Annotated in this window: 1 pseudogene; it reads left to right on the top strand. The window is 49.4% G+C overall.

Annotation, left to right across the window (positions count from 1 at the left end):
• Positions 1 to 259 (top strand): annotated as a pseudogene (locus AAEY88_RS14290) (recombination factor protein RarA); the annotation flags it as partial.

The following is a 259-nucleotide window of genomic DNA, read 5'->3' as shown; positions in this document are numbered from 1 at the left end:
CCGTATTTTAGCCGGTGGCGGCGACCCGCTTTATGTTGCAAGGCGCTTATTAGCAATTGCTACAGAAGACATTGGTAACGCCGATCCACGAGCGATGGAAGTGGCTTTAAACGCATGGGATATTTTTCAGCGTGTTGGCCCAAGCGAAGGTGAGCGCGCCATTGCACAGGCCACCTTATATTTAGCCAGTGCACCTAAAAGTAATGCGGTTTATATGGCGTTTAATCAAGCCAAACAGGACGCTAAAAACGAGCCAAGC

It is taken from the genome of Psychrobacter sp. CAL346-MNA-CIBAN-0220 (assembly GCF_040309805.1).
Classification (GTDB): Bacteria; Pseudomonadota; Gammaproteobacteria; order Pseudomonadales; family Moraxellaceae; genus Psychrobacter.
This window is presented reverse-complemented; position numbering and strand designations above follow the sequence as displayed.